26 protein-coding genes and 3 pseudogenes are annotated in these 26,587 nt (G+C 64.9%); 11 read left to right on the forward strand and 18 right to left on the reverse strand.

Translation table 11 applies throughout. The annotated features are described in order from the left end of the window. Window positions 1-78: 78 nt before the first annotated feature. Genes CN538_RS16770 through CN538_RS16785 form a run of 4 tightly spaced genes read left to right on the forward strand, consistent with a single transcriptional unit; the run spans window position 79 to window position 1,592 of the window. A complete protein-coding gene (locus CN538_RS16770; RefSeq protein ID WP_340638161.1) occupies window positions 79-357 on the forward strand; it encodes a DsrE family protein in 279 nt (92 codons plus the stop codon). A gap of 14 nt (window positions 358-371) precedes the next feature. Continuing rightward, window positions 372-662, forward strand: a complete 291-nt coding sequence (gene tusB, locus CN538_RS16775) for a sulfurtransferase complex subunit TusB (protein WP_106420168.1) — start codon at window positions 372-374, stop codon at window positions 660-662. Beyond that, entirely contained in the window at window positions 662-1,009 is a 348-nt protein-coding gene (locus tag CN538_RS16780; RefSeq protein WP_106420169.1) for a TusE/DsrC/DsvC family sulfur relay protein, read from the forward strand. Before tusB ends, CN538_RS16780 begins: the two co-directional genes overlap by 1 nt. A 34-nt stretch (window positions 1,010-1,043) precedes the next feature. Next, window positions 1,044-1,592 carry an acyl carrier protein phosphodiesterase gene (locus CN538_RS16785; protein ID WP_106420170.1) on the forward strand — a complete coding sequence of 183 codons (549 nt, stop codon included), beginning with the start codon at window positions 1,044-1,046 and terminating at the stop codon, window positions 1,590-1,592. Between the two features lie 117 nt (window positions 1,593-1,709). Here the strand turns inward: CN538_RS16785 and CN538_RS16790 are convergent, their stop codons facing one another. The 5 genes and pseudogenes from CN538_RS16790 to CN538_RS16810 all read right to left on the reverse strand — a co-directional run bounded on the left by CN538_RS16790 (window position 1,710) and on the right by CN538_RS16810 (window position 5,518). Beyond that, a complete protein-coding gene (locus CN538_RS16790) occupies window positions 1,710-2,909 on the reverse strand; it encodes a molybdopterin molybdotransferase MoeA (protein ID WP_106420171.1) in 1,200 nt (399 codons plus the stop codon). Continuing rightward, complete coding sequence (gene moaB / locus CN538_RS16795) at window positions 2,902-3,429, reverse strand: molybdenum cofactor biosynthesis protein B (protein WP_106420172.1); 528 nt, start codon at window positions 3,427-3,429, stop codon at window positions 2,902-2,904. Before moaB ends, CN538_RS16790 begins: the two co-directional genes overlap by 8 nt. Beyond that, window positions 3,426-3,752, reverse strand: coding sequence for a DUF1244 domain-containing protein (locus CN538_RS16800; RefSeq protein WP_106420173.1), 327 nt, complete (start codon window positions 3,750-3,752; stop codon window positions 3,426-3,428). Before CN538_RS16800 ends, moaB begins: the two co-directional genes overlap by 4 nt. A gap of 87 nt (window positions 3,753-3,839) precedes the next feature. Further along, entirely contained in the window at window positions 3,840-4,472 is a 633-nt protein-coding gene (locus CN538_RS16805) for a helix-turn-helix domain-containing protein (protein ID WP_106420174.1), read from the reverse strand. 111 nt (window positions 4,473-4,583) lie between these two features. Next, window positions 4,584-5,518: pseudogene (locus CN538_RS16810) on the reverse strand (histone deacetylase family protein). A gap of 148 nt (window positions 5,519-5,666) precedes the next feature. On the opposite strand from CN538_RS16810, the gene CN538_RS16815 reads away from it, so the two are divergent. The 4 genes from CN538_RS16815 (at window position 5,667) to CN538_RS16830 (ending at window position 11,920) form a co-directional block, all read left to right on the forward strand. Beyond that, complete coding sequence (locus tag CN538_RS16815) at window positions 5,667-8,441, forward strand: bifunctional acetate--CoA ligase family protein/GNAT family N-acetyltransferase (protein WP_106420175.1); 2,775 nt, start codon at window positions 5,667-5,669, stop codon at window positions 8,439-8,441. Between the two features lie 356 nt (window positions 8,442-8,797). After that, window positions 8,798-10,000, forward strand: a complete 1,203-nt coding sequence (locus tag CN538_RS16820) for a quaternary amine ABC transporter ATP-binding protein (RefSeq protein WP_106420176.1) — start codon at window positions 8,798-8,800, stop codon at window positions 9,998-10,000. Next, the gene (locus CN538_RS16825; RefSeq protein WP_106420177.1) at window positions 10,001-10,843 is read left to right on the forward strand and encodes an ABC transporter permease; all 843 of its coding nucleotides are present in this window, start codon (window positions 10,001-10,003) and stop codon (window positions 10,841-10,843) included. A gap of 186 nt (window positions 10,844-11,029) precedes the next feature. After that, window positions 11,030-11,920, forward strand: a complete 891-nt coding sequence (locus CN538_RS16830) for a glycine betaine ABC transporter substrate-binding protein (RefSeq protein WP_106420178.1) — start codon at window positions 11,030-11,032, stop codon at window positions 11,918-11,920. Between the two features lie 105 nt (window positions 11,921-12,025). Here the strand turns inward: CN538_RS16830 and pdxH are convergent. From pdxH to CN538_RS16860, 7 genes and pseudogenes are all read right to left on the reverse strand, one after another. Next, window positions 12,026-12,673: pseudogene (gene pdxH, locus CN538_RS16835) on the reverse strand (pyridoxamine 5'-phosphate oxidase); the annotation flags it as partial. A 78-nt stretch (window positions 12,674-12,751) separates the two neighbouring features. Then, window positions 12,752-13,264, reverse strand: a complete 513-nt coding sequence (locus CN538_RS23460; protein WP_242495295.1) for a hypothetical protein — start codon at window positions 13,262-13,264, stop codon at window positions 12,752-12,754. Between the two features lie 61 nt (window positions 13,265-13,325). Beyond that, on the reverse strand, window positions 13,326-14,000 hold the full coding sequence (locus CN538_RS23465) for a hypothetical protein (protein ID WP_242495296.1): 675 nt from the start codon (window positions 13,998-14,000) through the stop codon (window positions 13,326-13,328). Then, window positions 13,997-14,395, reverse strand: a complete 399-nt coding sequence (locus CN538_RS16845; RefSeq protein ID WP_106420179.1) for a DUF2069 domain-containing protein — start codon at window positions 14,393-14,395, stop codon at window positions 13,997-13,999. The genes CN538_RS23465 and CN538_RS16845 overlap by 4 nt, the downstream gene beginning before the upstream one ends. Further along, window positions 14,392-15,004, reverse strand: a pseudogene (wrbA, locus tag CN538_RS16850) (NAD(P)H:quinone oxidoreductase). Before wrbA ends, CN538_RS16845 begins: the two are co-directional and overlap by 4 nt. A gap of 108 nt (window positions 15,005-15,112) precedes the next feature. After that, on the reverse strand, window positions 15,113-15,370 hold the full coding sequence (locus CN538_RS16855; RefSeq protein WP_340638162.1) for an ArsC/Spx/MgsR family protein: 258 nt from the start codon (window positions 15,368-15,370) through the stop codon (window positions 15,113-15,115). Window positions 15,371-15,590: 220 nt separating this feature from the next. Further along, window positions 15,591-16,016 carry a gamma-glutamylcyclotransferase family protein gene (locus CN538_RS16860; RefSeq protein WP_164999646.1) on the reverse strand — a complete coding sequence of 142 codons (426 nt, stop codon included), beginning with the start codon at window positions 16,014-16,016 and terminating at the stop codon, window positions 15,591-15,593. 260 nt (window positions 16,017-16,276) lie between these two features. On the opposite strand from CN538_RS16860, the gene smrA reads away from it, so the two are divergent. After that, window positions 16,277-16,876 (forward strand): DNA endonuclease SmrA, encoded by a 600-nt coding sequence (gene smrA, locus CN538_RS16865; protein WP_106420181.1) that lies wholly within the window; start codon window positions 16,277-16,279, stop codon window positions 16,874-16,876. Between the two features lie 99 nt (window positions 16,877-16,975). Here the strand turns inward: smrA and CN538_RS16870 are convergent, their stop codons facing one another. The 3 genes from CN538_RS16870 to metH form a co-directional block, all read right to left on the reverse strand. Further along, window positions 16,976-17,518 carry a DUF934 domain-containing protein gene (locus CN538_RS16870; protein WP_106420182.1) on the reverse strand — a complete coding sequence of 181 codons (543 nt, stop codon included), beginning with the start codon at window positions 17,516-17,518 and terminating at the stop codon, window positions 16,976-16,978. Further along, window positions 17,511-19,163 (reverse strand): nitrite/sulfite reductase, encoded by a 1,653-nt coding sequence (locus CN538_RS16875; RefSeq protein ID WP_106420183.1) that lies wholly within the window; start codon window positions 19,161-19,163, stop codon window positions 17,511-17,513. The genes CN538_RS16870 and CN538_RS16875 overlap by 8 nt, the downstream gene beginning before the upstream one ends. Before the next feature lie 121 nt (window positions 19,164-19,284). Continuing rightward, complete coding sequence (metH, locus tag CN538_RS16880) at window positions 19,285-23,034, reverse strand: methionine synthase (protein WP_106420184.1); 3,750 nt, start codon at window positions 23,032-23,034, stop codon at window positions 19,285-19,287. A gap of 278 nt (window positions 23,035-23,312) precedes the next feature. On the opposite strand from metH, the gene nfuA reads away from it, so the two are divergent. Continuing rightward, window positions 23,313-23,900, forward strand: coding sequence for a Fe-S biogenesis protein NfuA (gene nfuA / locus CN538_RS16885; RefSeq protein WP_035473477.1), 588 nt, complete (start codon window positions 23,313-23,315; stop codon window positions 23,898-23,900). A gap of 146 nt (window positions 23,901-24,046) precedes the next feature. Here the strand turns inward: nfuA and CN538_RS16890 are convergent, their stop codons facing one another. After that, window positions 24,047-25,018: a DNA-binding protein gene (locus CN538_RS16890; RefSeq protein WP_106420185.1), complete on the reverse strand. Its 972-nt coding sequence runs from the start codon at window positions 25,016-25,018 to the stop codon at window positions 24,047-24,049. A gap of 242 nt (window positions 25,019-25,260) precedes the next feature. Between CN538_RS16890 and CN538_RS16895 the strand changes: the two genes are divergently transcribed. Then, entirely contained in the window at window positions 25,261-25,677 is a 417-nt protein-coding gene (locus CN538_RS16895; protein ID WP_106420689.1) for a SufE family protein, read from the forward strand. Window positions 25,678-25,707: 30 nt separating this feature from the next. Here the strand turns inward: CN538_RS16895 and yidD are convergent, their stop codons facing one another. Beyond that, the gene (yidD, locus tag CN538_RS26500; RefSeq protein ID WP_106420186.1) at window positions 25,708-26,073 is read right to left on the reverse strand and encodes a membrane protein insertion efficiency factor YidD; all 366 of its coding nucleotides are present in this window, start codon (window positions 26,071-26,073) and stop codon (window positions 25,708-25,710) included. Between the two features lie 4 nt (window positions 26,074-26,077). Then, on the reverse strand, window positions 26,078-26,521 hold the full coding sequence (gene hisI, locus CN538_RS16905; RefSeq protein WP_106420187.1) for a phosphoribosyl-AMP cyclohydrolase: 444 nt from the start codon (window positions 26,519-26,521) through the stop codon (window positions 26,078-26,080). Window positions 26,522-26,587 lie beyond the last annotated feature (66 nt).

The raw sequence follows: 26,587 nt of genomic DNA on the forward strand, positions 1-26,587 counted from the left end.
CGCTCGACCTGCTGGTCATACTGCGCCATCCGCCGCACGCACCAGCTCTGGCTGCGCGAGGGCGTCGATGTCGCCCTGGTGGCCGCGGCCTTCGGTCAAGCGGTTGGTCTGCTGTTCCAGGGAGATGGTGTCTTTGCGCTGGTCGAGGGGCAGCGTGCCGGGCCGCTGGGCCAGAAGGGGACCCATGCGCAGCTGGCCATGCTGGAGATGTACGATATCGAGCGGCTCTGGGTCAGCGCGAGCGCTCTGCGCGCCCGCGGGCTCACGCCGGTGGATCTCATGCTGCCGGTGCAACTGCTCGATGCCGAGGCGCTCGAACGCCTGGTCCACGCGCAGCCACGCACGCTGCTCTTCTGATCGAGGAGATTTCGATGATGCTGCACCTGCTCAACCGCTCGCCCCAGTTCGACGGTCTCTACTGGGACTTGAGCGAGGCGTTCGGTGCCGACGACCACCTGCTGCTGATCGAGGATGCCTGCTACGCCGCACTGCCCGCAGCAGCAGCCAGCCTGGCGGCTTTCGGCGGTCGCGTCTCGGTGCTCTCGGAAGACGCTGAATCACGCGGCCTGCTGGGGCGTCTGAGTGACGATGTGGCGCTGGTCGATATGGCAGGCTTCGTCGCGTTGACGGCGACCTTTCCCCGTAGTTTGAGCTGGTTCTGATGACGACGATGGCACGCACGATAACGGTCGAGGGTCGCGAGATCGCTCTCGACCCCGAAGGATATCTGGTTTCGCTTGCCGACTGGACGCCGGCGGTGGCGGAGGCACTGGCGAGTGAGGAGGGGCGCACCTTGAGCGCCGCGCACTGGGAGGTGCTGACGCTGCTGCGCGATTTCTACCAGCGCTACGAGGCGGCGCCGGCGATGCGCCCGCTGGTCAAGGCGGTGCGTCAGGCACTGGGCGAGGAGAAGGGCAGCTCGATCTATCTGATGCGGCTGTTTCCGGAGAGCCCGGCCAAGGTCGGCGCGCGTCTGGCCGGGTTGCCCAAGCCGACCAACTGCCTGTGACCTCGTATGAGCGAGCGTACATGAGCGCCAGCCGATGAACTTTCTCGCCCATGCCGAGCTCGCTCGTCACGGTAGTGACGACTTCCTGTTGGGCAATTTGATCGCCGATGGCGTCAAGGGACAGCAACTGGCGGACTGGCCGACAGCGGTGGCGGCGGGTATCCGTCACCATCGGCAGGTGGATGCCGCCATCGACTGCCACCCCGAGGTGGTTGCGCTGCGTGCCAGCGCCCCGGCCGCCCAGCGGCGCTTCGTGGGTATTGCGCTGGATCTGGTGTGGGATCATTTCCTCGCCGCCTGCCATCCCGATCGTCAGCTGGTCAGCCGCTGTTATCGCGTGCTCGGCAACACGCCGGCGCCGGATCGGCTGGGGCGCCTGGTGCCGGCGATGATCGAGGGGGATTGGCTGACGCGCTATGCCGATTTCGCCTTCACCTGTCGCGCGATTGCCGGCATCGGCAGCCGGCTCCGTGGCCCCAATCGGCTGGCCGAGTTGACGCCCTGGCTGGATGACGAGTATCCGCGGCTCGAGGCGGCGTTCGTGAGGCTGTGGCCGGAGATGCGGGCGCGCTTTGCCGGCTGATCGGTGATCGTCGAGCCGGGAGCTGTCACCGCTGAGTGGGTAGGGACCATGAGCCAGCGCCAGCGAGCCCAGTGGCTCGCCGGCTGTCTTCGAGCGGCTTCTGTTTCTGCGCCTGCGTCAGGCTTCAAGCCAGAGGCATTCGACCCGATCGCCGGGAGAGATGTCGCTGTGCGGCGGAATCACCGCGAAGGCGTTGGTGGCCGCGCAGGAGGTGAGCACGGCGGAGCTCTGTTCCGGATAGGCCCGCGCCACGATGCGCTCGCCTTCGAATGCCAAGGTGGCGCGCAGATAGTGGCGGCGACCCTCGGTGCGAGTGCTGAAATCCGCCTCGGCGGGGACCCGGGGCAGCTCCAGTTGATCCAGGCATCCCATCAGTGCGCCCAGCAGCGGACGCAGATAGAGCCAGGCGCCGACATAGCTCGATACGGGGTTGCCCGGCAGACCGACCACTCGCGTGGTGCCGATGGTCCCCAGTGCCAGCGGTTTGCCCGGGCGCATGGCCAGGCGCCACAGCGTTAGCTCACCGAGCTGCTCCAGCGCCGGTTTGACGTGATCCTCCTCGCCGACACTGACACCACCGGTAGTGACGATCACATCGGCCTTTGCCGCCGCCTTGGCGAGCTGGGCGCGGGTGGTATCGAAACTGTCGGCGACCCGCACCTGGGCCACCAGCTCGCCGCCGAAGCGCGCGATCAGGCTCGCCAGCATCGCCCCGTTGCTGTTGTAGACCTGCCCCGGCGCCAGCGGCTGTCCCGGTTCGACGATCTCATCCCCGGTCAGCAGCAGCGCCACCCGCGGGCGCCTCACTACCTCGACAGTCTCCAGCCCTTGGCCCGCAAGCAAACCCAGAGCGGCGGCGCCCAGGCGGGTGCCGGCGCTGAGCAGGCGGCTGCCCACACTGACGTCGAGCCCACGCCGGCGCACGTTCTGGCCCGGCTGAGTGGGTGGTATGCGTGCCAGCCCATCCTCGAGGGTAACGTTTTCCTGGATCGCCACGCAGTCGGCACCGGGCGGTATCTCGCTGCCGGTGAACAGGCGTGCGCAAGTGCCGGGTGCCAGCGGCTGCGGGGCTTGACCGGCGGCGATGCGTTGCGAGATCGGCAGGGCGTTGCCGGAGTCGCCGCTGGCCAGGGCGTAGCCGTCCATGGCGCTGTTGTCGGCAGGCGGCACGTCGAGCGCCGCAGCAACCTCCCGCGCCAGCACGCGGCCGGCCGCTTCGGCGCAGGCGATGCGCTCGGCGCCCAACGGGGTCACGCCGTCGAGCAGGGCTTCCCGCGCGCGCTCGACGCTCTCCAGCGGGGGTGTCGTTTTAGCCATGCGTGTGGGTGCCTCGTTCCGGAATCACCAGATTGGCGAAGTTGCACGGACGGTGGCGGCTGTCGAGCTGCTCGCCGAGGATGCGGTCCCAACCGGTGCGGCAGGCGCCGGTGGAGCCGGGCAGGGCAAAGATCACGGTGCGATTGGCCAGGCCGCCGAGACAGCGGCTCTGCACCGTGGAACTGCCAATCTCCTCGAACGAGACCTGGCGGAACAGCTCGCCGAAGCCCTCGATATGCTTGTCGAGCAGCGGCGCTATTGCTTCCGGGGTCGAATCGCGCCCGGTGAAGCCGGTGCCACCCGTGGTCAGGATCACTTGCACCTCGGGGTCGGCGATCCAGGTGGCGACGACCGCGCGGATACGATAGACGTCATCCGGCACGATGCGCTTTTCGGCCAGGCGGTGGCCGGCCCCTTCGAGCCGCTCGACCAGGGTCTGGCCGGAGCGGTCGCTCTGCTCATCGCGGGTGTCGGAGACGGTCAACACCGCGATCGACAGCGGGATCAACGACTCGCTCATGCATCCGCTCCGCCGTTGGCCTTGCGCTGTTGGCGCGCTTCCAGCGCGGCCAGCTGCGCATCGCTGGCCGGCGCCTGATGATTGGCCTTCCACTCTGAGTAGGGCATGCCGTAGACGTATTCACGTGCGGCTTCATAGTCGAGCGTCTCACCGCGCTCTTCGGCGGCGCTCACCAGCCACTTGGAGAGGCAGTTGCGGCAGAAGTCGGCAAGGATCATCAGATCGATGTTCTGCACGTCCTTGTTAGCATCCAGGTGGCGCAGCAGGCGGCGGAAAGCGGCCGCCTCGAGTTCGGTCCGCGTGGCGTCGTCGAGATGTTGCATCGGTAGTGGGCTCCTCGGATCGGGAAAACGGGGTCTATGGTCGGCATGGGCGGGCGAAGAAGGGGTCAGACAATCGGTGTCGCCTGACTAGTCACCTTCGCCCGGCGTGCAGACCGACAGCACCACGGCATCGGTGTCGCTGGTGGAGACCAGCGCGTGGCCCATGTCGCTGTCGAAGTAGAGCGAATCGCCGGTGGCCATGGCGAGCGGTTCGTAGAATTCGGTGTAGATCAGGATCTCGCCCTCCAGCACCATCAGGAACTCTTCGCCGGCGTGGCGCACCCACTCCTGGAATTCGTCGAAGCGGCGTGCCCGCACGATGGTCTTGAATGGCACCATGCGTTTCTGCGCCAACTGCCAAGAGAGTAGTTCATGTTCGTAGGTGGGGGTGGGGTGCTGCTTACCATCGCCGCTGGGGGTGAGATCGCGCCGCCCGCGGGAGTGGGAGCGCGACTTGGCCGGGGTCAGCAGTTGCGGAAGATCGATGCCCAGCCCGGTGATCAGTTTCTGCACCGCACTGAAGGTGGGCGAGATCTGGTCGTTCTCGATCTTGGACAGGGTCGAACGTGCCAGCCCCGTGCGTGCGCTGACGTCGCCCAGGGTCCACTGGTTGGAGAGACGAATCTGCTTGAGCCGTTCACCCAGGCGCAGGGGCTCGACGAAGGGCTTGCGGCCCGAGGCGATGCGCAGCGCGGCATCCTGATCGTTGCTGGCGGCCATGAAAATCTCTGTCTGGGTCGGTTTGGACCCAGAATATCACAGCGCCCCGGGCCGGCTCTGCCACATGACGACGTTGCGCGTGACGAGAGCGTCGCGGGAGCGGCAGTCGTTCTAGCCGGGATAGGGCTGGCCGAGCAGCGCGGTGATATGCGCTTCGACACTCAGCGGCAGCGCCTTGGGGTGATAGCCGCCCTCGAGTACCGACACCAGCTTGCCCCCGGCATAGCGACGGGCGATATCCATCGCCAGGTGGGTGATCCAGTAGAAATCGCCGTGCTCCAGCGCCAGTTCTCCCAGTGGATCTTCGCGGTGGGCATCGAAGCCGCTGGAGAGCAGCACCAACTGCGGGCGATGGCGCTCCAGCGCCGGCAGCCAGTCACGCTCGATTGCCAGGCGGAAGTCACGGCTGCGGTGCCGGCGGGCAGCGCGGTGTTGACCACGTTGGGCCAGTCGCCTTCGAGGTAGCGCCAAGGATAGAACGCCTCCTGATAGCTGCTGCAGATCAGCACGTTCGGGTCGTCGTGAAAGATGTCCAGGGTGCCGTTGCCCTGATGGACATCGAAATCGAGGATAGCGATACGCTCCAGGCCATGCATGGCTCGTGCGTGCGCCGCGGCGACGGCGACGTTGTTGTAGAAACAGAAGCCCATCGCCATGGCACGTTCGGCGTGGTGCCCGGGAGGGCGCACGGCGCAGAAGACGTTGTCGGCGCGGTTACCGCAGACCAGGTCGACACCCTTGATCGCGGCACCGGCAGCGAGCGCCGCCGCCTCGAGCGTCCACGGGCCCATGCGCGTGTCGTTATCCAGCGTCTGCAAGCCGTTTTGGGGACGCTGGCACGCGAGTGTTTCCAGGTAGTCTGGGGCGTGAACGCGGGCCAGAGCGAGCGGTTTCGCCGGCGGTGCTTCCGACTGCATGGTCTGTTGCAGCAGGCCGCTGAGCATCAGGCGCTTGCGAATTACCTCGAGGCGCACGGGCGCTTCCGGATGCGAGCCGCCCATGTCGTGCCGAGCGAAGTCGGGATGCGTGAGGTACGACGTGATCATCGGCGGTTTCGACCCTCCGGGGCGCTGACGTGCTGGGGTACCCACCCCGTGGGGTCGGGCGGTATGGCTAAATCCAGACCAGGGCTCAACGCGGGAGCGCTGAGCGTGTAGGGTTGAAATAACCATAACCCGAGCCGTGAGGTCCACCGTGGCCACGCAATTCCTGCGTCGATTTTTCGCGCCCCAGTCACTGGTCGTGATCGGAGCGTCCCCCAAGCCCGAGTCGCTGGGAGGAGTGGTATTGCGCAATCTGCTGGAAGGGCAGTTCGACAAGCCGCTCTGGACGGTCAACCCGCGCGGTTATGCCGACGTGCATGGTGTCGAGTGCCTGCGCCGCATTGCCGATCTGCCGCGCCCACCCGATCTCGCCGTGATCTGCTCGCCGCTACGCAGCCTGCCCAAAGTGATCGACGATTTGAGTGCGATCGGGGTGCGTGCTGCACTCATTCTTTCCGGAGGCGCCTCGCTCGAACGCGAGGCGTCTTTGCGTGGGCGCCTGCAAAAGGCGATCCGGCGTTCTGGCATGCGCGTGCTGGGGCCGGAGTGCCTGGGCGTGGCGGTACCCTCCTGGCGGCTCAACGCCACCTATGCCGCGCAGCCGATCGCCGACGGCAGCGTCGCCTACCTGGGACAGTCGGGTATGCTCGGCAATGCCATGATCGACTGGGCGGCGGGGCGCGAAGTGGGGTTCTCGCACCTGGTCACCCTCGGCGACAGCCTCGATGTACGCCTGCCCGATGTCATCGATTATCTCAATCTCTCCAGCAAGTGCCGGGCGTTGCTGCTGCACCTGGAGAGCATCCGCAATGCGCGCCACTTCATGACCGCCCTGCGCGACGCCTCGCGCAATCGTCTCGTGCTGGCGATCAAGAGCGGTCGTACGCCCCAGGCCACCCTGGATCAACTGCCGGAAACGCCCGGTATCGAACGCCGCGATGCGGTGATCGAGGCCGCCCTGGCGCGGGCCGGGGTGGTACGGGTGGAGGACTCCGACGAGCTGTTCGACGCGCTGGAGACGCTCTCCCGACTCAAGCCGCCGCGGGGTGACCGGCTGGCGATCGTCTCCAACGGCGTGGGGCCGGCACTGCTGGCGATCGACAAGCTGATCGACGGTGGGGGCCAGCTGGCGGAGTTCGGCGAGGCCACGGTAGCGGCACTGCTCGAGGCGGGGCTCGATGTCAGCCGGCCGGGGCGTAACCCGATCGATCTCGGCGGCTCGGCGACCCCCGCCGACTATCTGGCGGCGCTGGATATCGTCACCCGCGACCCCGAAGTGGATGCGGTGCTGGTGCTCCACGCGCCGACCCGGCTGGCACCGGCGCAAGCCACCGCCGAGGCGCTGATCGCGGCCCGGCAACGTTATCGTCATCGGCTGCTGGTGAGCTGGATGGGCCTCAAGGAGGCGCTGGTGGCCCGGGCGGCTTTCAATCGTGCCGGTATTCCCAGCTATCTGTCGCCGGAGAAAGCGGTACGCGCCTTCCTGCACCTGGTGCGCTATCGCCGGGTACAGGCGCTGCTCCACGAGACGCCGCCTTCGCTGCCGTTCGACTCCAGCCCCGAGATCCGCCAACGCTGCCATGCGCTGATCGACGCGTCGCTGAGCCGCGGGCGTGATCGCCTGACGCACGAAGAGACCGCCCAAGTGCTCACCGCCTACGGCATCGAGAGCGCACCCGGTCGCTATGTGGCGGATTTCGAGGAGGCAGAGCGCGCCACCCAGACACTGCCGGGCCCATGGGCGGTCAAGGTGGTACATCGCGACAACTGCGAGCCATTTCGCTACTGGCGGGAAGCCTCGCGTCAGACCAGTGCGCTGGCCCAGGACCTGGAGCAGCCCGGCAGCGTGGTCGACGCGGTGGTGCGGCTGGGAGAGCGGATCGCCGAAACGCTGCCGCAGAGCCCCATCTACAGCTATTGCCTGCAGACCATGCAGCGTGGCAAGGGCTCCTGGCAGCTGAGCGCCGGTATCACCCGCGACCCCGAGCTGGGTCCGGTGATCGTCTTCGGCAGCGGCGGCTACAAGATCGATGTGATGGCGGATCGCCAGATCGCGCTACCCCCGCTCAACATGCGCTTGGCCGAGGAGCTGATCGATCGGACTCGTGCCGGGCGGCTGATTCGCGCCCACAGCGAGGATGCCGCGGCGGAGATCACTCAGGTCGCGCAGCTGCTGGTCAAGCTGTCACAGATGGCGGCGGATCTGCCACGGCTGAAGGGGCTCGAACTCAACCCTTTGCTGCTCAATCGCGATGGGCTCACTGCGGTCGACTTCGCCCTCGATCTGGGTGAGCGCGCGGTGCAGGCGATCATGCCTTACCCCGAAGAGCTGCGTGAGACGGTGACGCTGGCGGGTGGCGAGGTCGAAGTGCGGCCGATCCGCGGCGAAGACGCCCCCTTGATCACCCAGTTCCATACCCGGCTCTCGGAGCAGAGCATTCGCTACCGCTATTTCCATCACAAGGCGGTGCTGTCGATGCGCGAGCTGGCTCAGCTCAGCCAGATCAATTACGACCGCCAGATGGCGTTCATTGCGGTTCGCCGTTCGCCGCCTTTAGAGGCTGACGAGGGGCAGTCGATGGCGCAGGAAAAGAGAGACCGTGAGGAGATGCTCGGCGTGGTCCGGGTGTGGAACGATCCCGACAATATCCGTACCGAATTCTCGATCATTGTGCGTGATGATCTCCACGGTATCGGGCTCGGGCGGCTACTGATGGAGAAGATGATTCGCTATAGCCGGCAGGTGGGCACCCTGGTCATGGTCGGCACCGTGATGACCGACAACCTGCCTATGCGACGGCTGCTCAAGCAGCTGGGATTCACGCTCGTCACCAATCTGGAGGAGGGTGTGATCGACGCGACGCTGAAGCTCAATGCGCCGCAGAGTGAATGGCAGCGCCACCGTCTGGAGGCGGCGCTGGATTGATGCCGGCTGAAGCGCGACGCGTCGCGTCGATGCCGGCGATGTTGCCACCCAGGGTTTGGACGAAAAGCCGGTGAGCGCAGCAGCTTTCGCACGGCGCCTGGGAGGCTAGCGCAGAAGAGGGGGGAGAGACCGAGCGCCACGCTATCGTGCGCCAGCAGAAATGACGCCTTGAATGAGTTTCCAATTACAAATCATCGTCGTTTGAAGGGTTTTTCATAATTTCGTATGATGCGACCGGGCCGAGCGCGTGTAAGCCATCAGAAACACTGCGTATCCAAAGCAACACAGTGTGTCTTCGGCGGCCTTTTGGTGACACTCGCGCGGGACCTTTTTGCTCAGCCAAACCAGGCCACAAAATGACAAACGCACAGCAAGCCAAGATTCAAGTTCGTAACTTGAGCAAGGTGTTTGGTAGCGACACCAAGAAAGCGCTCCAACTACGTGACCAGGGACTCAACCGATCCCAGATTCTGGAGCAAACGGGGCAGACACTCGGCCTTTCCAATATCGATTTCGACGTTCATGAGGGCGAGCTCCTGGTCATCATGGGGCTCTCGGGGTCAGGCAAGTCCACCCTCATCCGCTGTCTCAACCGTCTCATCGAGCCCACCGAGGGCGATATCATCATCGACGGGGAGAACATCCCCCAACTGAGCGAGAAGGCGCTGCTGCAGTGCCGTCGCAAGCACTTCTCGATGGTGTTCCAGAACTTCGCGCTGTTTCCCCACCGTACCGTGCGCATGAATGCCGAGTATGGGCTCGAGATTCGCGGCATCCCCAAGGAAGAGCGGGCCAAGAAGGCGGCCGATGCGCTCAAGCAGGTCGGGCTCGAAGGCTGGGAGGACTCCTACCCCAATCAGCTCTCCGGCGGCATGCAGCAGCGTGTCGGCCTGGCCCGGGCGCTGGCCAACGACTCCAGCGTACTGCTGATGGACGAGGCCTTCTCGGCGCTGGACCCACTGATTCGGCGTGACATGCAGCAGGAGCTTATCGAGCTTCAGCATCGCATGCAGAAGACCACTATCTTCATTACCCACGATCTCGACGAGGCGCTCAATATCGGCGACCGCATCATCCTGCTGCGTGACGGTGAGGAGGTGCAGATCGGTACCCCCGAAGAGATCCTCACCTCTCCGGCCGACGACTACGTGGCGCGCTTCACTCAGGGGGTCGACAGGTCGCGGGTAGTGACGGCACGCCGGGCCATGCGCCCGGTACGGGCGACTGCCCGCATCGAAGACGGCCCGCGTACCGTGCTGCGCAAGATGGTCGAGAGCAGTCTCGACTCGATCTATGTGATCGATCGGGAGCGCAAGCTGCTGGGCGTCGTCGATGCCGAGAAAGCCGACGAAGCGGCCAAGGCCGGCGCGGATTCGATTCGTGAGCTGATCGATGACGACTATCCCTGCGTCGGGCCGGACGAATCGCTCTCCCGACTCTATTCCATGTTCACCAAGCGCCACTGTCCGATTGCCGTGGTCGACGAGGAGCAGCGGCTGCTCGGTGTGGTGGTCAAGGGCGCAGTACTCGAACAACTGGCGACGGCGGGAGAGGCATAAATGAACTTCGAGATCCCAAGAATCCCGCTCGGTAGTTGGATCGAGAGCGGCCTGAACTTTTTGACCACTGAGTTCTCCGGCGTGACGCGGGCTATCTCGCGAACCACCCAGGCGGGCATCAATCTGCTCAACGACGGTCTGATGTGGTTGCCTGAGTGGGCCTTGCTGGGACTGATCGTGCTGCTGTGCTGGCGGCTCAGCGGGCGTCGGCTCGCCATCGGGGCGGCGCTGGGTCTGGCGCTGATCTGGAATCTGGGTCTGTGGAACCCGATGATCCAGACGCTGACCCTGGTGGTGATCGCCACGCTGGTAGCGGTAGTCATCGCGTTGCCGCTGGGAATTCTGGCTGCGGTCTCCGATCGCTTCTATCGTGTGATCATGCCGGTGCTGGATTTCATGCAGACGATGCCGGCCTTCGTCTACCTGATTCCGGCGATTCCGTTTTTCGGCATCGGCTCGGTCTCCGGCATCTTCGCCACGGTCATCTTTGCGATGCCGCCGGCGATTCGCTTCACCACCCTGGGGATCCGCCAGGTGCCCACGGAGCTGGTCGAGGCCGCGGATGCCTTCGGCTCGACCCGGACTCAGAAGCTGGTCAAGGTGCAGCTGCCGCTGTCGCTGCCGACCCTGATGGGCGGTATCAACCAGACCATCATGCTGTCGCTGTCGATGGTGGTGATCGCCGCCATGATCGGTGCCAACGGTCTGGGTAGCGAAGTGTGGCGGGCGATCCAGCGCCTGCGCCCGGGTGACGGTTTCGAGGCGGGTCTCGCGGTGGTCATCATGGCCATGCTGTTAGACCGTCTGACCCAGTCGTTCCGGGGGCGCAAGCGGGCCAAGTGACGCTGCGCCGCCGGCCGCAGCCGGCGGCGTGGCCAGCCGAGTTCGGCGCGTCGGCTTCGGCCGTCGCGAACGCTGCTGCCGGCAGCCCCGGGTCACGGCCCAGCCGTAACCCGGATCGGTACCGAGCGTTAGTGCGTCAAGCAAGTCAGTACGTCAAGCCAAACCAAGCACAAGAAGGGAAAGTCGATGACACGCAATCTACTGTCGCAATCGGTTCGTTACACCATGCTCGCCATGGCCGCGGGGGTCAGTCTCAGCGCGGGTGCCGCCCAGGCCGAGGAGAACAAGGGCACGATCAACCTCGCCTATGTGGAGTGGGCATCGGAAGTCGCTTCCACCAACGTGGTGCGCGCAGTGCTCGAGCAGGAGGGCTACAAGGTCAACATGGATTCGCTCTCCGCTGCGGTGATGTGGCAGGCGGTGGGCACCGGCGATGCCGATGCCATCGTCGCCGCCTGGCTGCCGACCACCCACGGAGACTATCTGGCCAAGGTGAAGGACAAGGTCGAGGACCTCGGTCCCAATCTCGATGGCACCAAGCTGGGGCTGGTAGTGCCCGAGTACACCTATGAGAAGGTCTCCTCGATCGCCGATCTCAACGCGAATGCGGATCTCTTCGATGACAAGATCGTGGGCATCGATCCGGGCGCCGGCCTGATGTCGATGACCGAAAAAGCGATGAAGGATTACGACATCGACAACCTCTCGCTGCAGTCGAGCAGTGGCGCAGCAATGACCTCGGCGCTGGGTAACGCGATCAAGAACCATGAGAACATCGTGGTCACCGGCTGGACCCCGCACTGGATGTTCGCGCGCTGGGACCTGAAGTATCTCGAAGATCCCAAGAAAGCCTACGGCGACGCCGAGCACATCAACACTGTCGTTCACAAGGGGCTCAAGGAGCGTATGCCGCAGGCCTACGCGATCCTCGACAACTTCTACTGGACGCCGGAGCAGATGAGCGAGGTGATGCTGATGAACCAGGAGCCGGGTAGCGACCCGTACGCGAATGCCAAGAAGTGGGTCAGCGAGCATCCCGATGTGGTCAAGAAGTGGACCGAGGGCACTGCCGAGTAAGCTGGCGGTCGGGTTCGAACCAGAACGCCCGGTCGTTGCGACCGGGCGTTTTTTTCTGACTGGCGCTATCGGCCCTGGGGCGTCGGTACGGGCGACGAGTGCCTCAGGGGCGAGACGCGTGCGGTGCCAGGTGGCGTCGTGCTCGTCGTGGCGTGAGTAGCGCACGCGGTCGTGCAGGCGGCTGCGCTGCCCCTGCCAGAACTCCATCGCCTGAGGCACCACACGATAGCCGCCCCAGTGCGGCGGGCGTTCGACGTCCTTCTCCGCATACACCTGCTCGAAGCGCGCCAGACGCTCCTTGAGCCAGTCGCGCCCGGGGATCTCCACGCTTTGCTGGGAGACCCAGGCCGCCAACTGGCTCTTGCGTGGGCGGCTGGCGAAGTAGTCGTCCGAGCGTGCCGTGGTGACTTTCTCCACTCGGCCCTCGACGCGTACCTGGCGCTGCAGCCCGGGCCACCAGAACACCAGCGCGGCGTGAGCGACGTGAGCCAACTCGTTGCCTTTCTGGCTCTGGTAGTTGGTGTAGAACAGCAGGCCATCCGGATCGACCCCCTTGAGCAGGACGATACGCGCGTGTGGGTAGCCGGCGCCGTCTACCGTGGCCAGGGTCATGGCATTGGCGTCGAGTCCCTCACTGGCGAGCGCCTGTTCCAGCCAGTGGTCGAACAGCGCCATCGGATCGTCGGGGGTATGCTCGGGTGCCAGGGACTCGCCCTCGTAGTCGCGGCGCAGGCCGGCCAGATCGCTCATGATGGTTCTCCGTTGGCGTGTCTTTGATGTCATCATTGCAGCCCGGTGGCCGACGTCAAGCCGTTCCTTACGCCGGCGGCGTCATGCCGCGGCGGCGTGCAGTGCGAAAACCGCGCCACAGGCCAGCCAGCCACCGAATGCATAAGCCAGGTTCCAACGCAGCATGTGGCGTGCCTTGATGCCGTAGCGCACGCAGATCGCCAGATTGCTGCCGGAGAGCGGGCTGCTGCCGGTGCCCAATGCCCAGCTCATCAGAAACAGCATGCCGAGCAGCGTCGGGTCGGGATGCAGCGGTGCCACCAGCGGCGCCAGGGTAGCGATACCGATCAGCGGATGCACGCCGGTGAAGGCGATGGCCACGATCAACCCCAAGGCACACCACGCCTGCCAGTGGCCGAAGTGCGACAGTGGCAGATCGAGCCCATGGGGCAGGCTCGCCAGCAGTGCCGTCAGCCCGGTGGAGATGACCCCAGCGGCGAGGAACAGCGCAAACTGGGGTGCAAGCCCCTGCAGCCCTTGGGTGAAATGGCGTCGCAGACGCGTGCGGCGGTCGTCACGCGGCATCAGCAGCAGAGCGAAGGGCGGCGCTACCAAGCAATGATCAGCGGAATCGAGAGTGCCGGCCAAAGCAGGTGGAGAGCGATTACCGCGAGCGCTAGCAGGCACGGCAGCAGTAGGGCGCTGCGCTCGATCGGTAGCCCTGGAAGGGTTCGTCCAGGCGCGCCACATCGGCCAGATTGACTAATAAAAGCGCCGCTCCGGCCAGCAGGCCCCAGGGCAGCAGCGCCAGGTAGTCGAGTCCGGGCGCATAGGTGAGCGCCACGCCCATGGCCACGAAGAAGGGCGACCAGGTCGCGGCGGCGGCGAAGCTGCGACCGAGAATGGCCGCCTGGGTTCGGTTGAGGCGGCCGTCACGCTGCATGCGTTCGCCGAATAGAAACACCACCGAAAGATTGATCGCGGCGCCGAACAGATGCGCGCCCAACAGCGTCCCCAGCCGGCTACCGCTGCGCGCTTCACCGCTACGCACCGCCGGGGTCGCCAGAGTCAGGAAGCTGACCCCGGCGAACATCATCAGCAGTGTCTGGTTGGTGGTGAAGGCGTGCGATAGCGGGTACGGCGTGCCCCGGGCCAGGGCGATTCCCCAGAGTAGTGCTCCCACGGCCAGCAGTAGCCCTGCCTGCCGGCGGGAGGCGCGTGGTAGACCACGCAGCAGGCGCAGGGTCGCCAGCCAGGCGAGGATCGCCGCCGGCCATAGCGGCCACGCTAGGAGACTGGCGATCACGCTGAGCGCCAGCATGGCCAGGATCAGCGCGCCGGACGGCCTCATGAGGAACGGCGTTGGTGCGGCCCCTGGCTGCGGAAATAGCGAAAGGCGGAGACCGCCAGCGCCGCCGCGGCCAGCATCTCGGCGATCACCAGCGGTGACACGCCGCCGTTGGCCATGATCACCCCGCCTTGGGCCAGGTAGAGCAGCCCCACCGCGGTCAGCCACAAATGGCCACGCCGGCGGCGCAGCAGCAGCGTCGGCAGGAACAGCACCAGCGGCAGCGCCCGAACTACCAGGGCCGCGGCTTCGGCGTGAGCCTGTGAGTAGCGCCAGAGGCCGCCGATGATCAGCAGCGCCAGCAGCACCAGATAGGCGATCCAGACATTGCGGCGTGCCTTGATCGAGGCGTCTGACGAGGCATCAGTGGGCGGCTCGGCTGCAGGTCGTTCGCTCATCCGCGCGCCTCGCGCATCCGTGCCAGACCCAGCGATAGTTCGGCGATACGCCGGCCTTGGGCGCGAGCCAGATGACGCTCGTCGTCGTCGACCTCGCGCGAGCCATCGGCGCCAGCAACGTGGCTGGTGCCATAGGGCGTGCCGCCACTATGGGTATGAATCAGGCGGGGTTTCGCTGTAGGGCACGCCGGCATAGACCATGCCGTGATGCAGCAGCGGGATCAGCATGGTCAGCAGCGTACTCTCCTGGCCACCGTGCAGGCTCGCGGTGGAGGTGAAGGCGGTGGCCGGACGATCCACCAGGACACCGTTCATCCACAGACCGCTGGTGGTATCCAGGAAGTACTTGAGCGGCGCCGCCATGTTGCCGAAGCGGGTCGGGCTGCCGAGGGCCAGACCGGCGCACTGGCGTAGATCTTCCTCTTCGACGTAGATCGCCCCCTCGTCGGGAATCGCCGGTGCGGTCGCCTCGCTGACCGGGGAGACCGCCGGGACGGTGCGCAGACGCGCCTCGATACCGGCCACGCTGTCGACGCCCTTGGCGATCTCGTCGGCCAGGGTCCGGGTAGCGCCGTGGCGCGAATAGTAGAGAACCAGCACGTAGGGCATATCGTTGCCCCGGGTCGCGGTATCAGAGCCCATCGGATCTCCTCAGAAGCGGGTAGCGTAGTGGGGTAGCGTCTTGGCATGACGCCAGGGGCCGGGCATCGAGTGGCTTCAGATCAACTGCAGTACGGCTTGCGGAGGGCGCCCGATGACTGCGTACTCACCATCATCAGCGATGGGACGCTGCAGCAGCCGGGGATGGGCGGCGATGGCATCGAGAATCTGCGCCAGGGTAGGGTCGTCGATGCCCATCTGGCGCCACTCGGACTCATCACGGCGCAGCATCTGCGGCGCGTCGTCGCCCAGGCGCCGGGCCAGTGCCGCGAGCTGATCACGGTCGAGCGGATTGTCCAGGTAGCGATGCAGCATGACATCGATACGCGGCGTGATTCGAGCAGCGACAGTGCTTCGCGCGATTTGGAACAGCGCGGGTTGTGATAGAGCGTGAGCGTGGGCATGGCGCCTGCAGGTTCGGTCGAGAGAGAGTCTGCATTGTACGTTCGCCCCGAACGAGGCTCAAACGGGAGACGTCTAGGGTGATCCTGTCATTACCAGACTTATACCGTTATCTAACATCCTTGGTTAGAACCTACTGATCGATGAGTCTATAGATCCAGACGATGCTGCCATCCTCGAGCTTGACGCTCTCGCGCTGGTAGCGCACGCCGACGCGCTCATAGCGATCGAGTGCGCGCAGCTCATCCGGTGTGACGCTGATGATCTCACCCGCTACTTGACCACCGTCGTCCGGGATCACATCGAGATCCTGTTTACGATAGCCAGCCAGGGTGGCAGGGCGGCTATCGCCGGCACGGCCGGTCACCAGCCAGCGAACCCCGCTATACCGCAGGGTGCCGTAGACGAAGACATCCTGTCGCGGAATGCGCGTATCCACCATCGCAGGCTCGGCGGGGTGGTAGCCGTAAGGACTCTTGTAGGTGTACCAGAACCAGCCGGCGGCAGTGACGAGCAGCACGAACAGCGCAATGAAGATCCATTTCAGCGTACGTAGCATGGGCGTATCGATGTTCCTGAGCTTGAAGTTAGGGCTGGTCGGCACGGTGATCGTGACGGCATGCCCTGGAGCATAGCGGTGCTTGCGCGATGGCGGGAGTCCGCAAGCGATGATTGAGGCAGTCGCCGAACCTCGTGCTAGCATTCGAAGAGGCTGATCCTCATATCAGTCCTGTGTCACCACACCGTCTGCCATCACGTGGTGCCACTCTATCGCCCGCGGTGCGGGGTGCCCGAGCCGATCACAGGAGGAGCGCCATCATGAGTCATGCCACCAACGAGCATCAGGCCTTCCGACAAGCTTTGGGCAGTGACGTTCGCCCGCTGACCAAAGGCGGCGACAAGGCGCGAGTCGAGCGGCGGCGCGCAGCGCCCTCGGAAGCGCAGCTGGCCCGCCGTGAGAGTGCACAGCAGGGGCGCGCCGACGAGCGCGATTTTCTCTCCGACGAGTTCGTCGATCTGGTCGGCGCCCACGATCCGATCGAGTACCGCCGCGATGGTATTCAGATCGGCGTCCTCGAGCGCTTGCGTCATGGCGGCTACGCCGCCGAGGCACGTCTGCACCTGATGCGCATGCCGGTGCTCGAATGTCGGCGCGCGCTGTTCGGCTTTCTCAAGGATGCCTACGCCCACGATCTGCGCAGCGTGCTGATCGTGCACGGGCGTTCCAGCGAGGACAACGGTCGTGCCAACGTCGTGCGCTCCTATCTTCATCACTGGCTGCAGCAGTTCGAGGAGGTGCAGGCGTTTGCCTCGGCGCCGCCCCAGCTGGGCGGGCTCGGCGCGACCTTCGTGATGCTGCGCAAGTCGGAGCGCGCCCGCGCCAACAACCGCGAAAGGCAGCAGAAGCGGCGCGGCTAGCGGAGGCGCCGGTCAACGCAAAGCCTGAACGGAGGGTGGTAGCGGATAGCCATAAAAAACCCCGGCGTAAACCGGGGTTTTTTCGTCACAGAGCCAGGCTCAGCCAGTTCGATGCTCGCGCAGACGGCGGGCGAACAGCGGCTCGTGGAGATCCACCGCCGGCTGATAGCTGACGCTGAACGCCGTGAGCGCGCGCAGCGCTGCTTCGATATCCTGATCCTCGCGCAGGGCCAGGGCATCGAAGCCGCAGCGGCTCATGTAGTAGAGCTGATCGATGAGCACATCACCGATGGCGCGAATCTCGCCGGCGTAGCCGAAGCGTTCGCGCAGCAGTCGGGCGAGGGTATAGCCACGGCCATCGGTGAAGGCGGGGAAGTCGATCGCTACCAGCGCTGCTTGTTCAAGGGTGGCCACCAGCGCCGGGGTCAGCTCGGTATCACTGGGCAGCCAGGGTGCCAGCTCGGCGTCGGCGCTGTGCGCCTGCCACAGCGCCAGCGGTACGATCGCCGGACGGCTCTCCGGCAGCGTCTCTGTGTCCCGCGACAGCACCCAGGTGTCCTCGACGTGCTGACCCAGCTTGATCAGCGGCGCGCGAGTCGTGACGACTTCGCGTGCTTCGAGTGAGGTATCCGATTCAGGCATAGACCCGCTCCTTGAAAGCCTGGTGACCGACACGGCGATAGGTGTCCAGGAAGCGTTCATCGTCGAGACGCTTCTCGACGTAGACCTGAAGCACCTTGTCGATGACCCCGGGCACGTCTTCGCGATAGAAAGAGGGGCCGAGGATCTTGCCCAGCGAAACGTCGTCGTCGGCGTTGCCGCCCAGCGAGATCTGATAGTACTCCTCGCCTTTCTTGTCGACGCCGAGAATGCCGATATTGCCCACATGGTGGTGGCCGCAGGCGTTCATGCAGCCGGAAATGTTGAGATCGATCGGCCCCAGGTCGTAGAGGTAGTCGAGGTCCTCGAAACGTTCCTGGATCGCCTGGGCAATCGGGATCGATACCGCGTTGGCCAGCGAGCAGAAATCACCGCCGGGGCAGCAGATAATGTCGTTGAGCGTACCTACCGTGGGGTTGGCCATGCCCAGGGCATCGAGCTTTTGCCACAGGGTTTCGATCTCGTCCACCGGCACATCGGAAAGCACCAGGTTCTGCTCATGGGTAACGCGCAGTTCACCGAAGCCGTAGCGCTCGGCGAGCTCGGCCACCGCGTCCATCTGATCGGCAGTAATATCTCCCGGGGCCGCCTCGCGACGTTTCAACGACAGCGTGACCGCCTTGTAGCCCGGTACCTTGTGATCCATCACGTTGTTGGTCACGAAACGGGCAAAGGCGCGATTTTCCTGGCGAAGTGTCTCGTAGGCGACAATCGCGGATTCGGCGACCGGGCGACGCGCCGGATCGGGGAAGTGCGTCTTGGCTTCGTCCACAGCATCTTCGTTCAAGGTCTGCGGGCCATCCTTGAGATGCGCCCACTCGGCCTCGACGCGGCGGGTGAACTCCTCGACGCCCAGTGCCTTGACCAGGATCTTGATGCGCGCCTTGAACTTGTTGTCGCGGCGGCCGAACTGGTTGTAGACCCGGACGATCGCTTCGAGATAGGTGAGCAGGTGCTGCCAGGGCAGATCCTCACGCACGACTTCCCCGATCATCGGTGTACGACCCATGCCGCCCCCGGCAAGCACACGCACGCGCAACTCGCCGGCATCGTCGAGCCACAGGCGCAGGCCAATGTCATGGACGTGAATCGCCGCGCGATCGTCGGTGGCTCCGGTCACCGCGATCTTGAACTTGCGCGGCAGATAGGCGAACTCGGGGTGCAGCGTGGACCACTGCCGGATCAGCTCACACCAAGGCCGTGGGTCGACCACTTCGTCCTTGGCAATGCCCGCGAACTGGTCGCTGGTGGTGTTGCGGATACAGTTGCCGCTGGTCTGGATAGCGTGCATCTGCACCTTGGCCAGATCGGCCAGGATCTCGGGCACGTCTTCCAGCGCCGGCCAGTTGAGCTGCAGGTTCTGGCGCGTGGTGAAGTGGCCATAGCCGCGATCGTAGCGGCGGGTGATCGCCGCCAGGGCGCGCAGTTGCGCGCTGCTGAGCATGCCGTAAGGGATGGCGATACGCAGCATCGGCGCATGGCGTTGAATATAGAGACCGTTCTGAAGACGAACGGGACGGAATTCTTCCTCGCCCAGCTTGCCGGCGAGATAGCGATCCATCTGGTCGCGAAACTGGTTTACGCGCTCGTCGACGAGCGTCTGGTCATAGGCATCGTAGCGATACATCGGGCCGAATCCTGCTAGTCATGGATTGCCAACAAGGGCACCTTAGCGCCTCTGCTTTATTCTACAAAAGAATAAATGATCATAATTTGTTGCTTAAGCGTTATTAGCCGCCGAGTCACGCTCATGATGCCCGGGCGGCTGGCGTTATCACGTCGTCCGGATCATAGGAGAGCACCGGCGCCAGCCAGCGCTCCATCTCGGGCAGCGCAAGTCCCTTGCGCGCGGCCAGCGCCTCGACCTGATCGCGGCCGATCTTGCCTGTGGAGAAGTACTTCGACGCCGGATGCGCGAAGTACCAGCCGGATACCGCCGCCGCGGGCCACATGGCGAAGCTGTCGGTCAGAGTGAGGCCACTGTGCTCGGAGGCATCCAGCAGCCGGAACAGCGTCGCCTTCTCGGTATGATCGGGGCATGCCGGGTAGCCCGGGGCAGGGCGAATACCCTGATATTTCTCTGCGATCAGAGCGTCGTTGTCCAGCGTCTCCTCGGGCACATAGCCCCAGAACTCCTTGCGCACGCGCTCGTGCAGGCGCTCGGCAAAGGCTTCGGCGAGACGATCGGCCAGCGCCTGGACCAGAATCGCATTGTAGTCGTCGCCGGCCGCCTCATAGCGCTTGGCCAGCTCGTCCGCGCCGTGGCCGGTGGTGACGGCGAAACCGCCAATCCAATCGAGCTGATTGCGCTCCCGACCATCCGCAGCGTAACGCGGGGAGATGAAGTCGGCCAGGCTGTAGCAGAGCCCGTCGCGCCCCTTGGTGCTCTGCTGGCGCACGTGGTGTAGCCGCTCGACGACCTGCGAGCGCTGCGGGTCGGCATAGACCTCGATGACGTCGTCATCGACGCTGTTGGCCGGCCATAGCCCGATCACCCCGCGGGCGCGCAGATGCTTTTCATCGATCAGCCGGCGCAGCATCGCCTGGGCGTCGCGGAACAGGTTGCGCGCGGCTTCGCCGACTACCTCATCTTCCAGGATGCGTGGATACTTGCCCGCCAGCTGCCACGTCATGAAGAAGGGGGTCCAGTCGATGCGCGGGACCAGCTCTTCGAGATCGTAGTCGTCGAACACCGTCAGGCCGGGTTGCGCGGGCGTTACCGGCGCGAAGTTCTGCCAGTCCGCCTGGAATCGACGCTGACGCGCCTCGGCGTAGTCCAGATCGGCCGCCTTGGGCCGGCGCTTGGCGTTGCGCTCGCGCACCTGGTCGTACTCGCGCCGGATGTCGGCAACGTAGTCCGGCTTGAGCGTGGGCGAGAGCAGGCGGCTGGCCACGCCCACCGCGCGCGAGGCGTCGCTGACGTAGATCACCGGCTCGGCATACTGCGGGGCGATCTTCACCGCGGAGTGGGCCTTGGAGGTAGTGGCGCCGCCGATCAGCAGCGGCAGGGTGAAGCCTTGGCGCTGCATCTCCTTGGCCACGTGAACCATCTCGTCGAGCGACGGTGTGATCAGCCCCGAGAGACCGATGATATCGGCGCCCTCGTCGCGGGCGGTCTTGAGAATCTTCTCTGCGGGGACCATCACGCCGAGGTCGATCACCTCGTAGTTGTTGCACTGCAGCACCACGCCGACGATGTTCTTGCCGATATCGTGGACATCGCCCTTGACCGTGGCCATGACGATCTTGCCCTTGGACTGGCTCTCGCCGGACTTCTCCGCCTCGATATAGGGGATCAGATAGGCCACCGCCTGCTTCATGACGCGGGCTGATTTGACCACCTGAGGCAGGAACATCTTGCCGGCGCCGAAGAGATCGCCGACCACGTTCATGCCATCCATCAGCGGTCCCTCGATCACCTCGATGGGGCGCTCGGCCGCCGCCCGCGCGGCTTCCGTATCCTCTTCGATGTAGGCGGTGATGCCCTTGACCAGGGCGTGCTCGATGCGCTTGTCGACCGCCCACCCGCGCCACTCGAGATCCTCCTTCTTCGGCCCACCGGTGGCGTCGCCACGATACTGCTCGGCGATCTCGAGCAGCCGCTCGGTGCCATCGCTGCGGCGGTTGAGCACGACATCCTCGACCGCCTCGCGCAGGGCCGCGGGAAGGTCGTCGTAGACCGCCAGTTGACCGGCATTGACTATGCCCATGGTCAGGCCCGCTTTGACCGCGTGATAAAGGAAGACCGAGTGGATCGCCTCGCGCACGGTGTTGTTGCCGCGGAACGAGAACGAGACGTTGGACACCCCGCCCGAGATCATCGCATGGGGCAGACGCTCATGGATCCAGCGGGTAGCTTCGATGAAGTCGACGGCGTAGTTGTCGTGCTCTTCGATCCCGGTGGCGATGGCGAAGATGTTGGGGTCGAAGATGATGTCCTCGGCGGGGAAGCCGATGTCGTCCACCAGCAGCCGATAGGCGCGCTCACAGATCTCGGTCTTGCGCGTGAAGGTGTCGGCCTGGCCCTGCTCGTCGAACGCCATGACCACGATGGCGGCACCGTGACGTCGGCACTCGGTGGCCTGGTGGCGGAACGACGCTTCGCCTTCCTTGAGCGAGATCGAGTTGACGATCGCCTTGCCCTGGATGCACTTGAGGCCGGCTTCGATGATCTCCCACTTGGAGGAGTCGACCATGATCGGCACCCGGGCGATGTCGGGTTCGCCGGCGATCAGGTTGAGGAAGCGCACCATCGCTTCCTGCGACTCCAGCATGCCCTCGTCCATATTGATGTCGATCACCTGGGCGCCGTTCTCGACCTGCTCCAGCGCCACTTCCAGGGCGGTGGTGTAGTCCTCCTCCTGAATCAGACGCTTGAAGCGCGCCGAGCCGGTGACGTTGGTGCGCTCGCCGACATTGACGAACAGCGACTGCGCCTCGATGTTGAACGGCTCGAGGCCGGAGAGGCGGCAGGCGGCGGGGCGCTCGGGGATGCGCCGCGGCGCCACGCCGTCGACCGCCTGCCGGACCGCGGCGATATGCTCGGGCGTGGTGCCGCAGCAGCCGCCGATCACGTTGAGCATGCCGCTCTCGGCGAACTCGCGCACGATCGCGGCCATCTCCTCGGCGCTCTGGTCGTACTCGCCGAACTCGTTGGGCAGACCGGCATTGGGGTGCGCGGAGACAAAGGTATCGGCCTTGTGGGAGAGCTCCTCGAGGTAGGGGCGCAGCTCCTCCGCGCCCAGGGCGCAGTTGAGCCCCACCGACAGCGGTCGCGCATGGCGCACCGCGTTCCAGAACGCTTCGGTGGTCTGTCCCGAGAGGGTGCGTCCGGAGGCATCGGTGATGGTGCCGGAGATCATCACTGGCAGCCGCTCGCCGCGGGCTTCGAACAGCGCCTCCAAGGCGTAGATCGCCGCCTTGGCATTGAGGGTGTCGAAGATGGTCTCGATCAGGATCAGATCGGCACCGCCTTCGATCAACGCGCTCGCGGCTTCGGTGTAGTTATCACGCAGGGCGTCAAAGGTGACATTGCGCTTGGCCGGATCGTTGACGTCGGGGGAGAGCGACGCCGTGCGCGAGGTGGGGCCGAGGACACCGGCCACGTAACGCGGCACACCGCTCTCGGCGGCCACCGCGTCGCAGGCCTCACGGGCCAGGCGGGCAGCCTCGCGATTGAGTTCAGGCACCAGTACCTCCATGCCGTAGTCCGACTGCGACAACCGGGTGGCGTTGAAGGTGTTGGTCTCGACAATGTCGGCGCCCGCTTCCAGATAGGCGCGGTGGATCGCGCCGACCACCGCTGGCTGCGTCAGGGTCAGCAGATCGTTGTTGCCCTTGAGCTCGCTGGGCCAGTCAGCGAAGCGTTCGCCGCGGAAATCGGCCTCGTCGAGGCGGTACTCCTGAAGCATGGTGCCCATGCCGCCGTCGAGAATCACGATGCGTGCTGCGAGAGTCTGGCTCAGGGCCTCGAACGACGGTCTGCGGTGAACGGCCATGCGGATCTCCTGCGGCAAAACGGCTCGGAAAAGAGGGAGTGGATGCGCGCTCGCGCGCCCCTGGCTCAGTCGAGCGCGATGGGGGCCACAGGGTAGCAGAAAGCGCGGGCGGGCGAGACGCGCAGGGATTGTCGTTAAGCGTACCGGTACTTTCCTGACTAAATCACTCGGGATTGTCTTGGCGCGCGCTTTTTTCTACCATGGACGCCATCCACGAGATCGAAGCCCAGCGTCACGCCATCTCGTTCCACTACGTCTCAAGCAGAGTTCGCAGCGACATGAGCCAACCGATTCAGATCACCGAAAGCGGGCAGGAATACCTGGCCGAACTGCTGGCCAAGCAAAACGTCGAGGGCATCGCGGTGCGGGTATTCATCACCCAGCCGGGCACGCCCTATGCCGAGACCTGTCTGGCCTACTGCCGCCCGGGTGAAGAAGAGCCCAGCGACGAGCGCCTTACGCTGGAGAAGTTCGATGTCTTCCTGGACAAGAACAGCGTGCCGTTCCTGGAAGAGGCCGTGGTCGACTTCAATCCGGACCGCATGGGCGGGCAGCTGACGATCAAGGCGCCCAACGCCAAGATGCCCAAGGTCAACGCCGACAGCCCGCTGGAGGATCGCGTCAATTACATCCTTTACAGCGAGATCAACCCCGGGCTCGCGGCACACGGCGGCGAGATCCGCCTGATCCAGCTCACCGAAGAGCAGGTCGCCGTGCTGCAGTTCGGCGGCGGCTGTCAGGGCTGTGCCGCCGTCGATCTGACGCTGAAGGAGGGGGTCGAACGCACGCTGATGGAGCGTATCCCCGAACTCGCCGGCATCCGTGACGTCACCGACCATACCGATACCACCAACGCCTACTACTGATAACGCCTACGACTGATCAGGCCCGGTCCGGCGGCAGCCAACCGCCGGATTACCAAACCCGCCTCGAAAAGCGCTCGTCAGAGCGCTTTTTTCATGTCCTTTCGAGCGGGGTTGGCGTCGACAGCCCCCTGAGCGCAGGCCAGCGCTCAAACGGCGGTCGGGGGCAGGGCGGCGCGGGAGAGGCGCTCGTGCAGTTCGCGGTTGGCCGCGCGCAGGTTCTTGAGTTCGGCCTCCAGGCGCTGCTTCTCCTGCTGCAGTGTCTGCTGTCGGTCGTCGCTCAGACGGCGCTCGCTCTCGAGCTGCTCGGTGTGCACCTTGTCCGCGCGCAGTGATTCCTGCAGCTGAGTGTACTGGCGCCGCTGCTCGGAGAGATCGATCTGTAGCCGCTCGCTGCGCTGGTCCAGCGTCGATAGACGCTGCTCGTACTGCTTCTCTTGCTTGAGCCGCTCCTGGCGCGCCTCGTCGAGCAGCGTCATCAGGCGACTCTCGGCGGCTTCGTGGCGTTTCTCTTCCTGGGCCAGCTTGGTCTGGTGCGTCTGCTGCTGCTTGGCCAAGGCTTCGCGATGCTGGCGCTCGGCCTGTTCCAGCGCCTGCTGGTGGCGCTGGCAGGTCTGCTCCAGCTGGTTCAGCCGTTTCTGCTGCTGCTGTTGCTGGGCCTGTAGTGCCTGTAGTTCCGCCTGCAGATGGGCGGCTTCGTTGGTCTTGTTCTCGAGCCGCTCCTGGACGATGAGCATGTGCTCGTTGAGCGCAGCGAGGCGCTGTTCGGCGTCCTCGCACTGGCGCTGCGCGGCCTGGCTGGCCTCGTTGGCGTCGAGAATCTGCTCGTCGGCCTGCTGGCGATAGACCGCGAGCTTCTCATAGGCGGCCTGCTGCGCCTTGTCCCAGATGTCGGCGACCCAGCTTTCGAGCAGCTCCGGGCGCTCGTGGGTACGCGGAATGCTGTTGACCGCGCCGGTATCCTGGCGCAGGCGCCATTCGCGCAGGTGATCGCTGATGGTGGTGTAGCTGCCGGTGCCGAGGAAATCGCGGATCTTCTGTACGCTGATCGTCTCACCGCGGTGTTTCAACGTCTCGATCGCGCGACAGACATCGTCGTAGCGGATACCGTTACGAGCCATGGGTGTGCTCCCTGTCTTGATGATTTCGTACCTTTGTTAGCGTCTTGGAAGCGCTTCTGCGGCGCCTTCACGCTTGCCACCGGCAGGGCGTTGTGGCCACTGACGATGGTCTTGCTCACAGCATAGGCCATTTACGTAAAAACGATACGTAAAATCGAGTCGTAATGCGCCGACTGCAGGTGCGGCTGGGGTCGGCCGGTCACAGCCTCTATAATGGCGCGATCGACAACCAAGGAGAGCCCATGAGCATCGCACAGGCCCAGGCCGAACTGCTCGAAGAATTCTCGATGTTCGACAACTGGATGGATCGCTACCAGTACATCATCGACATGGGGCGCCAACTGCCGGCGTTTCCGGAAGCGGACCGTACCCCGGCGCACAAGATAGAAGGATGTCAGTCCAACGTGTGGATGACCGCGACACCGGAGGCAGGGCGGTTACGTTTCCGCGCCACTTCGGATGCGGCCATCGTCAGCGGGCTGATCGCGATTCTGCTGCGCATCTACGACGCACGTGAACCGCAGGAGATTCTCGACAGCCAGCCGACCTTCCTCGCCGAACTGGGGCTCGACAAGCACCTGTCGCCCACGCGCAGCAACGGACTGCACGCCATGCTGGAGCGCATCCACGCCACAGCACGTGACGCTCAGGCCGCCTGAGCCGCCGCGCCGCGACATCGCCTGCACTCGTCAGCGCGCGTCGCGGTCTTTGTCGTGTTCGGAAGCTGCCGTGGCGTCAGCTGTTCTCTGGCAGGTGTCATGGACCGGGGTGTCGTGGATAGCGCCGTCGCGGAACGGCTCGCGAGCCGCGCAGCGACAGCGACGACGCGGCTCGGGCACCGGGTCGACGCCTCCCGGATGGAACGGGTGACACTTGCCCAACCGCTTTAGCGTCAACCAGCCGCCACGCCAAGGCCCGTGCAGCTTGATCGCCTCCAGCGCATAGCTGGAACAGGTCGGCCAGAAGCGGCAGCGAGGGCCGAGCAGGGGGCTGATCAGGTAGCGATAGCCCTGGATCATCCCGGTCATCAGGGTAGCGGCTAGGCGGCGCAGCATACGATCAGCGTGGCTTGCCGTAGAGCGCCTCTGGGGCGATCAGCGGTTCACGATCGACCTCGCCGATCTCTTCCGAGAGCCGAATGTAGAAGCAGTCACGCCGCCCGGTGTGGCAGGCAGGGCCGGTCTGTTCGACCTTGAGCAGCAGGGTGTCGCCATCACAGTCGAGGCGCGCCTCGACCAGGCGCTGGCGCTGGCCAGAGGTCTCGCCCTTGCGCCAGAAGGTCTGGCGTGAACGCGACCAGTAGCAGACCTGGCCTGTGGTCAGGGTTTCGCGCAGGGCGGCAGCGTTCATCCACGCCATCATCAGCACTTCACCGCTATCGTGCTGCTGCGCGATCGCCGGCATCAGGCCATCGGCATTCCAGCGGGCGTTCTCGACCAGCTCGTCCAGTGCCACCCGAGTGCCGGGGGCTGCGGTCTCTAGATCGTCAAACAGGCGTGACATGGCGTCTCTCGTCGGCTGGAAAAAAATAGATAGGCTTTCGCCGAATAGGATCAAAGGGATGGCTTC

It is taken from the genome of Salinicola tamaricis, assembly GCF_003006155.1.
Classification (GTDB): domain Bacteria; phylum Pseudomonadota; class Gammaproteobacteria; order Pseudomonadales; family Halomonadaceae; genus Salinicola; species Salinicola tamaricis.